A 12,965-nucleotide genomic window follows, 5' to 3' on the forward strand; every position below is an offset into this window, starting at 1 on the left:
CCCGACCGCTCAGCTCATCTTGACGTCGCGGGTCCAGATCGTGAGACCCGTGTTCGGCACGAAGTCCTTGATGTCGGCGCGCCAGGCATTCGCGACGCCGACGAAACCAAGCCAGACGTTGGGACAGTCCTCGGCCAGGATCACCTGCATCTTCTTAAACAGCGGGTCGAGATGCGCCGGATCCTGGTATTTGTAGCTCTCCTTGATGGCGTCATCGAGCGCCGGGCTGGTCCAGCCCGACGATTTCGACATGATCTGATCGGCCGTGTAGCAGATCTGCATGATGAAGGTCGGATCGCTCGGTCCCATCAGCGGCAGCGCCGAGGCGACCTGCGTGCCCGCCATGGCGCGCGACAGGATCTGCGGCATCTCCATGGCCGTGATCTTCATCTTGATGCCGACCTCGGCGAGCTGCGACTGGATCACGATCGCGGCTTCCGACTGGTCGAACAGATAGGGCGTCGACGGCACCAGCAGCTCGAACTCGGCATTCCCTGCGTATTTGGAGCGCGACAGGTAATCCCGCGCTTTCGCCGGGTCGTATCCCACCGCCTTGTCGGCCTCGGCATTGAAATAGGAGACGTTGGTCGGCGCCGGCACCGCGCTCGGGTCCATCAGCCCATAGAACACCTCGCGGGCGATCTTCCGGCGATCGATGGCGCAGGAGACGGCCTTGCGGAAATTCACATCGTCGAACGGCGCCCGCTTGGTGTTGGTCTGCAGGAACCACATGCCGCCGACGGCGACCTTGCTGCCGGTCGCGATGCCCGGCACCGTCTTGAGCCGCTCGAACTCGTGCGGCGGCGGCGCGCTGATGATCTGAGCCTGGTTCGTCATCAGATAGGCGACGCGGGTGGCGTCCTCCGGCACGATCCTCGCGACCAGGCGGTCCCATACAGGAACTCCCTTGCGCCAATATTTGTCGTGCCGCTTCAACTCGACATAATCGTTCTGCTTCCAGGCGACGAAGGCCCCCGGCCCCGTGCCCACGCCGACCGGCGCGGTCTTGAAGCCGTTGTCGCCGAGCTTCTCGCGACTGCCCTTGGGAAAGATCCCCATGAACTTGGTCATGTACTGAAACCACGGCCGGTACGGCGATTTCATCTTGAACACGATCCGGGTCGGGCTCTCGATCACGATCTCCTGGATCGGCGCGAACAGCGAGCGGCGGACCGATTTGTTCTTCGGGTCCAGCATGTATTCGTAGGAGTATTTGACGTCCTCGGCGCTGAACGGCGAGCCGTCGTGAAACACGACGTCGTCGCGCAGGTCGAACTTGAACACGGTCTGGTCGTCGGAGATCTCCGGCATGGCACGCGCCAGCGACGGCACGACTTTGCCGTCGAGGTCGATCTCGAGCAGGTTCTCGAACACGGCGTTGGTGATCGCCATCGCGTCATGATTGGAGATCTGGATCGGATCGAGCGTCGAGGGATTGTTGGGCAGCGCGATCGTCAGCGTCCTGTCGGCCGCCAGGGCCAGATCGGGATCGAACAGCGAGACGCCGGCGATGGTAGCGGCGCCACCGGCCACGAATGAACGGCGCGTCAGATGCATGAGGCCTCCTTGAGGGATGCTGGCAGGACGTTGGCGATGGCCGGCGCGCAGCGCACCAGCCGCCCATCGGGCGCGGCGAGCAGCGGCTGCGGCTGGCCGCTGCAGGACGGCAGCGCGACCGGGCAGCGCCCGGCGAGATAGCAGCCGCGCGGCAGATCGATCGGGCTCGGAATTTCGCCGCTCAGCGCCTCGATGTCGGTCCGGTCGACACGGCGATGGCTGGAGTCGGCCACGAGATGCGCCGCCAGCAGCGCCTTCGAATACGGATGCAGCGGGCGGCGGAAGATCTGCTCGCGGGTGCCGATCTCGACGATCTGGCCGAGATACATCACGGCGACGCGATGGCTCATCTCCTCGACGGTGTTGAGATCGTGCGAGATGAACACATAGGAGACGCCGAGCCGCTCCTGCAGGCTGCGCAGCAGTCTAATGATCGCGAGCCGCGCCAGCGGCGTCAACGCCGAGGTCGGCTCGTCCAGCACGATCAGGTCGGGTTCGACCGCAACCGCGCGCGCGATGTTGACCCGCTGCTGCGCTCCGGCGCTCAGGGCGCGCGGCTTGAGCCGCGCCGTCTCGGGCGACAGGCCGACCAGTTCCAGCAATTCGTTGATGCGCGTGCGGTCCGCTTTCGGCTCGATCGCCTCGGCGAGGAGATCGGCAACCGTCCAGCGCGGATCGAGCGAGTCGAGCGGATCCTGGAACACGATCTGCATCTTGCGCCGAAGCAGCCGCAACTCGCGTGGGGAGGCGCGGCTGAGCGAGCGGCCGCTGAAATCGATCTCTCCGGCATCCGGCTCGACGAGCCGCAGGATGGCGCGCCCGACCGTCGTCTTGCCGGAGCCGCTCTCGCCGACCAGGCCGAGCGTCTCGCCACGGCCGACCGTGAAGCTGACGTCATCGACGGCCTGCACCCGCTTGTCGCTGTCGCGCAGCGGGAACGTCTTGCGCAGACCGCTGATGCTGAGCAGCGGCGTGACTGCTGCGGCGCGCACCGTTGCCTCCTTGCGGCGCGCCAGGATCGAGCGGCTGTAGTCGTCGCGCGGCGCGGCGTAGAACGAAGCCGTCGGCGCGTCCTCGACCTTGCGTCCGTCCTGCAGCACGATCACGCGGTCGCAGTAGTTGGCGATGATGCCGAGATCCTGGGTCATCAGCAGCGCCGCCGATCCGGCCTCGCGCACCGAGCGCCACATTTCGTCGAGGAACTGCGCCTGGATCGTCACGTCGAGACCGCTGGTCGGCTCGTCCGCGACCACCAGCCGCGGCCCCGATCCAAGCGCCATCGCGATCAGCACCCGCTGCGCCATGCCGCCGCTGATCTCGTGCGGATAGGCCTTGGCGCGTCGCTCGGGATCATTGAGGCCGAGATTGCGCAGCATCGCGACCGCATGCGCTTCGGCCTGCCGCGCAGACACCGGATGGTGCGAGCGATAGACGTCGGCGATCTGGCTGCCGACCTGGTGCAGCGGGCTGAGCGCGCTGCGCGGATTTTGCACGATCAGTCCGATGTCACGGCCGCGCCACTCGCGGCGCTCGGCTTCATCGAGCGCGAGCAGATCGGTGCCCTGCATCATGATCTGGCCGCTGACGATGCGGCCGTTGCCGCGGGTCAGGCCGAGCAGCGCCAAGGCGAGCGTCGACTTGCCGCTGCCGGAATCGCCGGTCAGGCCGACCACCTCGCCAGGGGCGATGGTCAGCGCGAAGTCCGAGATCGCGGCACGCGCGCCGTAGGCGACGGTCAGCCCCCTGACATCGATGACCGCGGTCTCATTCGGCATAGATGCGCTCCAGACCGTTGCCGAAGGCGGCATAGCCGAACACCGTCAGCGAGATCGCGAGACCCGGGAAGAGCGACGACCACCATTCGCCCTGGATCAGGTCATTGGCGCTGGCGGCGATCATCAGCCCCCACTCCGGCGACGGCGGCCGCACCCCGGCGCCCACGAAGCTGAGGCCGGCGGTCATCAGGATCGCGAAACCGATCGTGACCGAGGCCTGGATCAACGATGGCGCCAACGCATTGGGCAACACGTGGCGCAGCGCGATGAACAACTCGCTCTTGCCGAGCGCGCGCGAGGCATCGACGAAGCCGCGGGCGCGTTGCGCCAGCACCTCCGCGCGGGTCAGGCGCACATAGATCGGCGTGTAGAGGAAGGCGAGCGTGACGATGATCGTGCTGTTGCTGCGGCCGGCCAGGGTCACCAGGATCATGCCGGTGATGAAGACCGGAAACGCCTGGATCAGGTCCGACAGCCGCATCACCGTCACCGCGATCCATGACCGCGCGAAGCCGGCGAGGAGGCCGAGCAGGCTGCCGATGATCAGCGACGCGAGATTGGCGCCGACCGCGATCGCCACGTCGGTGCGCGGCGCGGCGATTACCCGCGAGAAGACGTCGAGGCCGGTGGCGTCGGTGCCGAACCAATGGATCGGCGGATGCGGCGCGCCGCGCAAGGCGCTCCACATCAATCCGGGAACGCTCGCGAGCTCCGGCGGCGGCTCGCTCACCTCCATCGTCGGCCGGCTCGGATCGTAGGGCGCGAGCCACGGGCCCGCCACCATCAGGAACAGCGACAACAGCACAAGCGCCGTTCCGAAGCCGAACAGCCACGATGGTCTTCGCTTTTCTACGATTCGCTGGCCGATGTCGGCCGTGTCGATCAACTCGGTCATGCCGCGAGCCTCGGATCGATCCAGGCATGCACCACATCGAGCGCGAGATAGACGAACAGCGAGATCGCGGCGATCACCAGTACGACCGCCTGGATCGCCGGATAGTCGAACGCGAGCACGGATCGCACGGCGTATTGACCGATTCCGCCGAGCGAGAACACCGTCTCGATCAGCACCGCGCCGCCGAGAATGTAACCATAGAGCACGCCGAGCAGCGTCAGCGCCGGAACCAGCGCGTTCTTCAGCGCGACCAGCGCGATCCGCCACGGCGGCAGTCCGGAGGCGCGGGCATAGAGGATGTAGTCGGCGCCGAGCACGCGGACCATGTTCTGCCGGACCATCTTGATGATCGGGCCTGAGAGCACGAACACCTTGGTGGCGATCGGCAGCGCCAGATGGTGGAGCGCATCGCGCAGCGCCGTCATGTTGCCGGCGAGCAGCGAGTCGATGGTGATGAATCCGGTGACCGCCGCCGGCGGCGTCATCATCGGATCGATCCGGCCGAGCGGCGCCGGCGCCCAGCCCAGCACGGCGAAGAACACGTAGATGAACAGAAGCCCCCACCAGAACTCCGGCTGCGAGCCGGCGAACAGGCTGTAGGTGAAGGTCGCGCTGTCAGCAACGCCGCCGGGGCGCAGTGCGCAGAGCATGCCGAGCGGCACGGACAATAGAAACGCGAGCACGAAGCTGATCGTGATCAGTTCGATGGTGACCGGCAGGACATTGCGGATGTCCTGCATGACAGGCGCGCCGCTCACCCAGGAGCGGCCGAAATCGCCACGCGCGACGCCGGCCGCATAGCTCAGGAGCTGCTCGAGCACGGGTCTGTCCAGCCCGAGCGCATGCTGGGACGACAGATACGCCTCGCGCGTCGCGTTCATGCCGACGAGCCGCGCCACCGGATCCGCCGGCAACATGCGGATCGCAAAGAACACCACGAGCAGCAGCCCGACCAGCTGCAGCATGGCGACGGCCAACCGCCGGGCGACGAACGGGATCACGCGACCGGCTCCGTCAGTTCTGCAGTTGCAGATCGATGAAGTGGATCGAGTTCTCCGGGTGCCAGGTGACGCCGGACAGCTTGCTGGAAAAGGCCCACTCCGTCTTGGTCTCGACCAGCGGCACCCAGGCGAGATCCGTCTGCAGCCGCTCCTGGATCTGGGTCAGGATCTGGCGGCGCTTCGCGTCGTCGACCTCGCTCTTGGCCTCGCTGAACAGCTTGTCGACGTCCGGGCTCGAATAATTGGCGAGGTTGTTGACGCCGCCCGCGGCGGTCGACACGAAGAACAGCATCGTCGCGTAGCCGACGTCGGGTCCGACGGGCTTTTCCTGATCGGACAGACCCATCGGCAGATCCTTCTTGACGATTCGACGGTCGCTCATCTGCGTCTGCGGCAAGGGATCGAGCTGGACCGGAAGGCCGATATCCTTCAGCGACGACTGGATCACGGTGGCGATCGGCCCCAGCAGCGACTCGCGCTCGGCGACGAAGGCGAGCTTGAACGCGTCGGGGTATGCCTCCAGCCCCTTGCCTTCGGGATAGCCGGCCTCGGCCAGCAGCTGCTTGGCCTTGGCGAGGTCGGTGTCGTATTGCGTCGACGGCTTCACATAGGCATTCAGCGCCCGCGAGAAGTGACCGTCCATGTGCTGGGCCGCGCCGGAATAGCCGACATTGGTGATCTGCTGATACGGCATCGCATAGGCGATCGCCTGACGCAGCTTCGGGTTATCGAACGGCGGCGTCTTGAAGTTCAGGTTGAGGATCAGAACCTCGTTACCGAAGATGCCGGCGACCTTGACGCCGTTGGCCTTGCGCAGGCCATTGAACTCGCGCGCCGTCAGGCGCTGGGTCAACTGCGCGCTGCCGCTGCGCAGCGCCAGCGTCCGGTTCGAGCTCTGCGGCACCTTCTTGATGACGACGCGATCGATCGCCGGCTTGCCGCGGTAATAGTTCGGGTTGGCGACCAGGACGAACTCGTCATCCTTGGTCCAGCGCTCCAGGCAGTAGGCCCCGAAGGACGGCACGTTCTGGGTGTTGACGTAGTCATGCGCCCACGGGTCGGCCTCGGTGGCGTGCTTCTTCATCTCCTTGCTGTCGTAAGGATAGGTCGAATAGATCGTCATCACCATCTGGAACAGGCGGTTCGGCGACGACTGCTTGATGCGCACGGTGTAGTCGTCGACCTTGGTGACCGCATCGCCCAGGCTCTTGTCCGCCCCGGGCTTGAAGACGTCGCGCGTGAAGCCTGAGACCGAGGCGAGATTGGCCAGGAACCAGCCGATCGGCGCCTTGCCGCTGACCGATTTTGCGCGCGCAAAGGTGTAGAGCACGTCGTCTGCCGTGAACTCGTTGCCGGCGCAGCTCTTGACGCCCTTGCGCAGATGGAAGGTCCAGGTCAGGCTCGGCTCGTCGAACTCCCAGCTCTCGACCAGGCGCCCCTCATATTTGGAGTAGTCGAGCGTGCGGATGCCTTCGCTGTTGGCCGGGCCATAGGGGTAATAGATGTAAGGCTCGGACAGATTGATGAATCCGGTCTGCGAGGTGTTGGTCGAAACCGACGGGCCGTCATAGTCCAGCCCGGCTGGGACGTCCTCGGCCAGGAACAGCAGCTGGCTTTCGGCTACAGCCGGTGTTGCCGCGAGCGCCAGCATCGTCAGCCCAGCCCAGATCGTCCGCATCCCTCGTTCTCCTGTTCTCTTCATCCCCGGCTCATTGCATCAGCAGCGCGGTCAGCGCCCGGACGTCCTCGACGTCTTCGAGCCGATCGACCATGTCGATCAGCCGGTCACCGGACTCTGGATGCAGCGGCACCTGCGCGAACTCCAGACAGCGGCGGAACTTCGTCAGATGCTGATCGCGCGACAGCCGCCGTGACGGATGGGCCAGCATCACCTCGCAGCGCCGGCGCAGCACCTCGCCGCTCCTGAGCGTCACCACGATCTCCTGCGGCACCAGCGCGTTCGGATCCGGATTGTCGTTGGCTTCCATCGTGACGCGGGCGGCGACGTCATGCGTCGCGGCGTCCGTCAGCTCGGCGCCGCGATAATGCGCGAGATCGACCGTGCCGTGCAGCAGCGCCTTGGCCGCAATGAATTGCATGCACAGGCGCGCGTAGTTGGCATTCGGCGCCGGCACGTCCGGACGTCCGCAAAGCCGCTTGATCAAGGAGGGACCGATGACGCGCACGGACTCGACGTCGGCGGCCGTGAAGCCGTGTTCACGACGCAACGCGATCAGGCCCTCGATCCCACCGTGGGTGGCCCGTCCGGCCGGAAAAGGCTTGTGGCTGAGCTCGCTGACCAGCCAGTCGCGCCCGAGACCCTCCAAGGTCGGCTCCAGATCCCAGCGCCCTTCGAACAGCTTGAGATAGCCGAACGGTCCTTCGAACACATCGCGGGGACCAACGAGTCCGACCGCGGCGAGATCGCAGCTTTGCAGCGCGGCCCGTGCATTGAAGGCGATCTGCATCGGCAGCACGATGCTGCCCTCGACATGCGCCTGCATCGTGCCACTGGTCTGGCCATACTGAACGCCGAACGCATTGCAGGTGGCCTCGGCATCGAGGCCGGCGAGGCGCGCGACCGCTGCGGTCGCGCCAAATCCACCGGATGTGGCCGGCCGAAAGAATGTCAACGCTGAGCGGGAGGCGACACCGAGACCGGCCGCAACGTCGATGCCGACCGCGACGGCGGCGATCAGTTCGCGCCCGGATACGCCGCCCCTTCGGTCCGCATAAGCGAGCGCAGCCGGAAGCAGGGTCGCCATCGGATGCAGCACCGCGCGCTCATGGACGCAGTCATATTCCTGGCAATGAACCTGAAATCCATTGAGGAACGCCGCCATCGAGGCCGGCGCGCGCATGCGGCGCCCCCAGACGACCGCTTCGCTCCCCTCGCCCCACCCAGCCGAAGCCGCAGCGAGCTGATCGGCACCGGCGGCCGACGAGCCCGCGATGCCGACCCCAATCGTATCGAGAATGAAAACCTTGGCCTGGGCGATCGCGTCAGAGGTCAACTGAGCAAAACGCGTCGCGACCACATGAAGCGCGAAGCGCTCGGAGGCAACCAGCGCAGTGCTGCCGCTCATGCGACGCTCGGCGCGCAAGCACGTGGCGCGGAGACCGGCGCGCCAGGTGCGGGCTGAGACCGCCATTTGCGTAAGCCGACCAGTTGAAAGATCCGCCTCAAGACCAGCCCCCATCGCTGCCGTCTGGCCGTCAGGCTAACACCGCCCTCGAAAAGATTGCATACACTTTTTCTGTGCAACGGCGTAGGCAACCTGCCCATTAGTACAGCAATCGCCGCATCACGATCGCAAAACACCTATAGGAAAGCCATTTTCTGAAACGCGACGGATGATTGCTCGTGATGAGTAGTCGAAGGCGTTGACGGACTTGAACAACAGTGCATACAATCTTGCACTGGTTACCGACAGCGAGGTCGGTCCGTCCACGACCAGGCTTCGCCGCCCGATCAGAGGATTTTCAATGCCGGTCATCCGCACCCATGCCATGAGCTTCGACGCGTCGGTGCCGGTGCTCGTGGTTGGAGCCGGCGCAACCGGCATGACCGCCGCACTCGCCGCTGCCGATGCAGGCGCGGATGTCATGGTGCTCGAACGCGACGCGAGCCCGACCGGCACGACCAGCATGGCGCAGGGCTTCATCTGCGCGGCCGCGACGCGGGCACAGAAGGACAAGGGCGTCAGCGACAGCGCCGAGGCGATGTTTGCCGATATCATGACGAAGACGCGCGGGCAGACCGATGAGCGGTTGGCCCGAACCATCGCCCGCGAGTCCGGCCCCACGATCGACTGGCTGATGGCCGATCATGATTTCCCTTTCGATGTCGAGCTCGCCTGGCGCACGGATTTCGGCCACTCGGTGCCGCGGCTGCACGGGCTGCCATCCCGCAGCGGAACGGAATTGCTCGGTCGCCTGATCCGCGCCGGCGAAGGACGGGTGTCGCTGACGACGAACGCGCATGTCGTCGACGTCTACGCCGACGACAGGGATCGCGTGCTCGGTGTCGGTCTTCTGCGTCCGGACGGCACCCGCGAAACCATCGGCTGCGCAGCATTGGTCCTGGCGACCTGCGGCTTCGGCGCCAATCGCGAGATGGTGCGACGCTTCATCCCTGAGATGGGCGACAGCCCCTATTTCGGGCACGAGGGCGATGACGGCGAAGGCATTCAATGGGGCATGGAGCTCGGCGCGGCCACTGCCGACATGGCTGCGTTCCAGGGCTATGGCGCGCTCTCGATCGAATCGGGCGTGCTGGTCAACTACAACCTGATCATGGAAGGCGGCATCCAGGTCAACCTGACCGGCACGCGCTTCTCCAACGAACTGTTCGACATTTCCGGCCAATCGAAGCAGGTGCTGGCGCAGCCGAACGGCGTCGCCTGGGTGGTCTATGACGAGCGGCTGCGACAGAGCAATTTGCGCTGGCCGGAGTACCAGGCCCTCACCAAGCTCGGCATGGTCAAGTCCGCGCCCGATGCGGCAAGTCTCGCGCAACTGATCGGCGTTCCCGCGGCCGCGCTGCAGGCGACCCTCGCCCACGCCATCGCCTGCGCGAACGGCGAGGCGGAGGATCCGTTCGGCCGCGACTTCCGCCGCAATCCTCCGCTGAGCGGCGAAGGCCCTTACTTTGCGGCCAAGGTGACCGGCGCCTTGTTTCATACCCAGGGCGGCCTGGTCGTCGACGACACCGCGCGCGTGCTGCGCGCCGACGGATCACCGATGCCCAATCTGTTTGCCGGCGGCGGCACCGCGCGCAGCATTTCCGGCCCCGGCGTCTGGGGTTATCTCCCGGCCGCCGGCCTGTGCATGGCGGTGACGCTCGGGCGGCTGGCCGGCCAGGCCGCAGCCCGACAGGCATAACAAGCATCATAAGGAACAAGCGATGCGTGATGTTCTCGGTTGGCGCAAGAAGTTCGGCGTGCTGGGCCCGTCGACCAACACGGTGGTCCAGCCTGATTTCGAAGCGATGCGCCCTGCCGGCGTCACCAACCATTACAGCCGCATCTACACGCCGAACTCGCACGCCGTCAGCAACGAAACCTTCATGGCGGGTACGAGCATCATCTCGGACAACGTGGTCGATGCCGTGAAAAGCGTCATGACCTGCTCGCCGGATTATCTCGTGATGGGCATGTCGGCCATCACCTTCTATGGCGGCATCAAAGGCGCGGATGCGTTCCAGGCCAAGGTGGAGCGCGAAAGCGGCGTCGGCATCAGCATCGGCTCGCACGCCTGCACGGCGGCGCTCAAGGCTTACGGCGCAGGCAAGCGCATCGCGTTCCTGACGCCGTATTATCCGGTCGCCAATGATCAGGTGCGGACCTATTTCACCGAGGCCGGCTACACGGTGGTGCGCGACATCTGCCTGAAATGCCCGAGCTGGACCGGCATCGCCGAGGTTCCAGAGGATACACTGCGCGACCGACTGATCGAGCTCAATGGCGACGATGTCGACGCCATCGTTCAGGTCGGTACCAATCTCAGCATGATCCGGCTCGCCGCGATCGCCGAGTTCTGGCTCGACAAGCCGGTGATCGCGATCAACACCGCGACGTATTGGCACGCCCTGCGGCAGAACGGCATTACCGACAGGATCTCCGGTCTCGGTCGCCTGCTGGAAGAGCATTGACCCATGGCTCTCCCGGCCACGACGCCTGCCGATCGCGCGCCGTGGCCGCATCTTCCGGCATCGCCAATATCTGGCATCGTGTTTGCTAGCAGACTATCAGCCGGCGAGGCGCTTGCCGGCGAGCCAATCGATCTCTTCCGTAACCAGGAGCGACTGCAATGGATCTCGGCGTCTTCATCCCGATCGGCAACAATGGCTGGCTGATCTCGACCGCATCCCCGCAGTACAAGCCGACCTTCGAACTCAACAAGGAAATCGTCCAGCGGGCCGAGGCCTATAATTTCGAGTTCGCGCTCTCGATGATCAAGCTGCGCGGCTTCGGCGGCAAGAGCGAGTTCTGGGACTACAATCTCGAAAGCTTCACCCTGATGGCGGGCCTCGCCGCCGTGACCACCAAGATCAAGCTGTTCGCGTCGACCGCGGTGCTCACACTGCCGCCCGCGATCGTCGCTCGCATGGCCACGACAATCGATTCCATTTCAGGCGGACGCTTCGGCATCAACATCGTCTCGGGATGGGCCAAGGCGGAATACGAGCAGATGGGCCTGTGGCCCGGCGACGATTATTTCGGTTACCGCTACGGCTACTCGACCGAATACGTCCAGGTCATGCAGGATCTCTGGACCACCGGCACATCGGATCTCAAGGGCAAGCACTTCCAGATGTCCGACTGCCACATGAAGCCGATGCCGGAGCACAAGATCGAGATCGTCGCGGCCGGACAGAGCCCGACCGGAATGGCGTTCGCCGCGCAATATGCCGACTATAATTTCGTGCTTGGCAGCGGCGTGAATACGCCGACCGCACATGCCAAGACCAACACGCAGCTTCTGGAGGCCGTCGCCAAGTCCGGGCGCGACGTCGGCGCCTATGTGCTGTTCATGGTCATTGCCGACGAGACCGACGACGCCGCGATAGCGAAGTGGCAATCCTACAAGGACGGCGTCGACGTCGACGCGCTGGCCTGGATGGCCGATCAGGGTTCGAAGGATCAGTCGGCTGCCGACTCCTCGACCGCCAAGACGATCAACCTGCCTGAGCAGGCCGTCAACTTCAACATGGGCACCATCGTCGGCTCCTATGCCACCGTCGCGAAGCTGCTCGACGAGGCCGCCACGGTGCCGGGGACAAAGGGGCTGATGCTGACCTTCGACGACTTCATCGCGGGAATCGATACGTTCGGCCAACATATTCAGCCCCTGATGCAGTCGCGCAAGGATCGCCTGGCCCGCGCGGCCTGATCCGGGTCGATGGCGCCGGCGAGCCTCGCCGCCGGCGCGGACCTAACTCTCGGAACGTCCCTGACATTCCGCACCCAAACATCCCTCCACGTTCAAGAGAGCGGGCGCGGCTTCGCGAACTCGCAGCGCCTGCACCGTCATTCCGCGCGCTCACGGCAATTGAGATCGACTAATCGTGGTGAGGCTGGATCAAGCTCGATCATGGAGTCGCTGGCGCAGCCGCCTCCCTGATTTCCACGCGGATCGGGGTCGGATCGAAGCCGTTGCAGGGATTGTTGACCTGTGGACAGTTCGAGATCACGAACAGGACGTCCATCTCGGCGGTCACGTCGACGAAGTTGCCCGGCGCCGACGGACCATCCAGCACGGTAAAATTGCCTGAGGGCTCGATCGGCACGTTCATGAAGAAATTCAGGTTGGAGACGATATCGCGCTTGGTCAGGCCATGGCGCGACAGCTCGAGGATGAAGTTCTCCCGGCAGGCATGGAGATAGCGCGTCGCCTCGCCGAAACGCACGGCGTTGCTCTCGCAGGAGCAGCAGCCTGCCGAGGTATCATGGCGGCCGCAGGTGTCGGCAGTGATCCGCGCCATGACCCGTCCACGGTTGGACATCAGCTTCGTACCGAGCTCGAGATAGGCAGAGCCCTGGACGCGCAGCGTATCCTGCGCGCTGTAGCGCTCGGCGGTGTCTGCAGCGACATACATCAGCGCGTCCACCGCCTGCTCGCCTTCGCTGTCGATGATGCGCAGCGTCTGGCCTTTCTTGAGCACGCGCGACCAAGGCTGCTCGGCGGGAATGTCAAAGGCATAGATCGGTTGGTCCGTATCGGTCTCAGACATCA

The 12,965-nt window shown here is 65.0% G+C and carries 10 protein-coding genes; 3 read left to right on the top strand and 7 right to left on the bottom strand.

The window, feature by feature from the left end:
- Nucleotides 1–9 precede the first annotated feature (9 nt).
- Genes ACQR0Z_RS30465 through ACQR0Z_RS30490 form a run of 6 tightly spaced genes read right to left on the bottom strand, consistent with a single transcriptional unit; the run spans nt 10 to nt 8,314 of the window.
- The gene (locus ACQR0Z_RS30465; RefSeq protein WP_434921082.1) at nt 10–1,557 is read right to left on the bottom strand and encodes an ABC transporter substrate-binding protein; all 1,548 of its coding nucleotides are present in this window, start codon (nt 1,555–1,557) and stop codon (nt 10–12) included.
- Nucleotides 1,548–3,332: a dipeptide ABC transporter ATP-binding protein gene (locus tag ACQR0Z_RS30470; RefSeq protein ID WP_434921083.1), complete on the bottom strand. Its 1,785-nt coding sequence runs from the start codon at nt 3,330–3,332 to the stop codon at nt 1,548–1,550. The genes ACQR0Z_RS30465 and ACQR0Z_RS30470 overlap by 10 nt, the downstream gene beginning before the upstream one ends.
- A complete protein-coding gene (locus tag ACQR0Z_RS30475; RefSeq protein ID WP_434921084.1) occupies nt 3,322–4,227 on the bottom strand; it encodes an ABC transporter permease in 906 nt (301 codons plus the stop codon). Before ACQR0Z_RS30475 ends, ACQR0Z_RS30470 begins: the two co-directional genes overlap by 11 nt.
- On the bottom strand, nt 4,224–5,228 hold the full coding sequence (locus ACQR0Z_RS30480; protein WP_434921085.1) for an ABC transporter permease: 1,005 nt from the start codon (nt 5,226–5,228) through the stop codon (nt 4,224–4,226). Before ACQR0Z_RS30480 ends, ACQR0Z_RS30475 begins: the two co-directional genes overlap by 4 nt.
- 13 nt (nt 5,229–5,241) lie before the next feature.
- Entirely contained in the window at nt 5,242–6,906 is a 1,665-nt protein-coding gene (locus ACQR0Z_RS30485; protein ID WP_434857373.1) for an ABC transporter substrate-binding protein, read from the bottom strand.
- A gap of 31 nt (nt 6,907–6,937) precedes the next feature.
- Complete coding sequence (locus tag ACQR0Z_RS30490; protein ID WP_434921086.1) at nt 6,938–8,314, bottom strand: MmgE/PrpD family protein; 1,377 nt, start codon at nt 8,312–8,314, stop codon at nt 6,938–6,940.
- 400 nt (nt 8,315–8,714) lie between these two features.
- Between ACQR0Z_RS30490 and ACQR0Z_RS30495 the strand changes: the two genes are divergently transcribed.
- The 3 genes from ACQR0Z_RS30495 (at nt 8,715) to rutA (ending at nt 12,122) form a co-directional block, all read left to right on the top strand.
- The gene (locus ACQR0Z_RS30495; RefSeq protein WP_434921087.1) at nt 8,715–10,112 is read left to right on the top strand and encodes an FAD-dependent oxidoreductase; all 1,398 of its coding nucleotides are present in this window, start codon (nt 8,715–8,717) and stop codon (nt 10,110–10,112) included.
- Nucleotides 10,113–10,134: 22 nt separating this feature from the next.
- The gene (locus ACQR0Z_RS30500; RefSeq protein ID WP_434875670.1) at nt 10,135–10,881 is read left to right on the top strand and encodes a maleate cis-trans isomerase family protein; all 747 of its coding nucleotides are present in this window, start codon (nt 10,135–10,137) and stop codon (nt 10,879–10,881) included.
- A 158-nt stretch (nt 10,882–11,039) separates the two neighbouring features.
- Nucleotides 11,040–12,122, top strand: a complete 1,083-nt coding sequence (gene rutA, locus ACQR0Z_RS30505; RefSeq protein WP_434921088.1) for a pyrimidine utilization protein A — start codon at nt 11,040–11,042, stop codon at nt 12,120–12,122.
- A gap of 199 nt (nt 12,123–12,321) precedes the next feature.
- Here rutA and ACQR0Z_RS30510 read toward each other — a convergent pair whose 3' ends face one another.
- Complete coding sequence (locus tag ACQR0Z_RS30510) at nt 12,322–12,963, bottom strand: urea amidolyase associated protein UAAP2 (protein WP_434921089.1); 642 nt, start codon at nt 12,961–12,963, stop codon at nt 12,322–12,324.
- Nucleotides 12,964–12,965: the final 2 nt, after the last annotated feature.

Source organism: Bradyrhizobium sp. HKCCYLS3077 (assembly GCF_051167555.1).
Classification (GTDB): Bacteria; Pseudomonadota; Alphaproteobacteria; order Rhizobiales; family Xanthobacteraceae; genus Bradyrhizobium.